The organism is Collinsella sp. AM34-10 (assembly GCF_003469185.1).
In the GTDB taxonomy this organism is placed as follows: domain Bacteria; phylum Actinomycetota; class Coriobacteriia; order Coriobacteriales; family Coriobacteriaceae; genus Collinsella.
The window spans coordinates 1-1,823 of the sequence record NZ_QSIL01000021.1 but is presented as its reverse complement, the minus strand read 5'-3'; the positions used below and the strand labels follow the sequence as shown (position 1 = coordinate 1,823).

The window sequence follows — 1,823 nt, the reverse complement described above, 5'->3', positions numbered from 1 at the left end:
TGGGCATCATCGGCGCGTTCTTCGGCGTGCTGGCGTAAGGGCCCGGCCTATTATTTGCCCCCAAGGGAAACGGCGACCCATTGCGGTCGCCGTTTTTTATTACCGAAAGCTAGTTGGAGGTGCTTCGTGATTCGATCTGACAATCCACCCGATAATGGCGTGAGCGGGGCGATGTATCTATTTGGCACGGCGCTCTTGTGGAGTTTTATCGGCATCCTCGTTCGCGCCAATTCGCAGTCAGCTCTTTTGATCGGTGCCGTCACGGCAATATTTATGGCGCTCTTTATCCTGCTCGTCGGCAGACCCGTCCTTCGCGTCAGCCGTCTTATTGTCCTTGTGGCCGTCTGCAACTTCGTGACGGGCACCACGTTTAACTTTGCCAACCAGCTCACGACGGTCGGCAACGCGATCGTTCTGCAGTACACCTCGATGATTTTCGTTATCGTGTATCAATCGCTCGCAACTCGCACGTTGCCCTCGCCTGCGAAGATTGCCTCCGTGGTGGTTGCTTTTACGGGTATGGGACTTTTCTTTTTAGGTGATTTGAGCGCCGAGGGCATGCTCGGAAATCTGCTTGCCGTCATTTCGGGCGCCACCTTTGGGCTGTGTTTCTTTTTAAACTCTCGCCCCGATGCGTCGCCCATGGTGTCCTCGCTCATCTCCTGCGGCATCTCGATACTTCCGATCGTCTATTTTGCCGGCGACCTAGGCTCCGTGAAACCCTTTGAGTGGGGGCTTATGCTGGTGCATGGCCTTTTTTGCAGCGGCCTTGCGAGTGTGCTGTATGCCAAGGGGATTGCGCGCACCAACGCGTTTGCGGCCAACTTGGTTTGCATGAGTGAGGTCGTGCTCGCTCCCTGCTGGTCGGCGCTCCTCTTTGGCGAGGTCTTTCGCTGGAACGAGTTTTTGGGCGCAGCGATGATCGTTTTGGTGATTGTGGCCAACTTGGCATCCGATGCTTTTGGCGACGGCTTTCTGGTGGCGCTTGTCCGCCATCGAAACAAAGAGCGTGCCTAATGGGATGCGCCTGCCGTTTACGGTAAAAAACACCCCGCTGAGCGACTGGTATTAAATAAGGCGAACCTGCATACCTATAATTGGTATCAAATCATTTGTGCCTGGCATGGGTGTTAGCAGCACACCAGGTACGCTTCGAGCCGTGGAATCGAACTCCCGGAATTGATATCAACAACGCGCGCGACGGGAGTGACGACGGTTCGAGATTCCTTATTGGGAGGAATTATGCTTGTCCAAGCAATCCTCGTCGGCTTAGTCGGAGCGTTTGGATGCCTCGACTACCAGCTCGGCACCCTCTACGCGTTCCGCCCCATCGTCCTGTGCCCGCTCGTGGGCCTGGTGCTGGGGGACCTGCAGACTGGCCTTGCCGTTGGCGCCAGCCTGGAGTTGCTGTTCATGGGCTCGATTTCCATCGGCGCCTACGTGCCGCCTAACGAAACCGTCGGCGGCGTGCTCGCCTGCGCGTTTGCCATTCAGCTCGGTCAGGGTACCGAGACGGCCATCGCGCTCGCCATGCCCATCGCCGTCCTTGCGCTGACGATCGGCAACATTACCAATGCCTTGTTCCCTGTGTTTGTCGATATGGCAGACAAGTTCGCCCTCAAGGGAAACCTCAAAGGCATCTACGCCGTTCATTGGGGAATTGGAATCTGGGGCTGCGTCGAGTACTTCCTGCTGTGCGGCGGCGCCTTCTATTTGGGTTCCGACGCCATCCAGGGCCTGCTCGACTTCATCCCGCCCTTCATCATCGACGGTTGCGGCGTTGCCGCCAACATCCTGCCGGCCATGGGCTTCGCCATGCTCGG

The 1,823-nt window shown here is 57.2% G+C and carries 2 protein-coding genes; both read left to right on the top strand.

The annotated features are described in order from the left end of the window. The first annotated feature begins 126 nt into the window (after positions 1-126). Positions 127-1,017, top strand: coding sequence for a DMT family transporter (locus DW823_RS09605; RefSeq protein WP_225093980.1), 891 nt, complete (start codon positions 127-129; stop codon positions 1,015-1,017). Positions 1,018-1,242: 225 nt separating this feature from the next. Further along, a partial coding sequence (locus tag DW823_RS09600) for a PTS sugar transporter subunit IIC (protein WP_147324174.1) occupies positions 1,243-1,823 on the top strand: 581 nt, incomplete at its 3' end.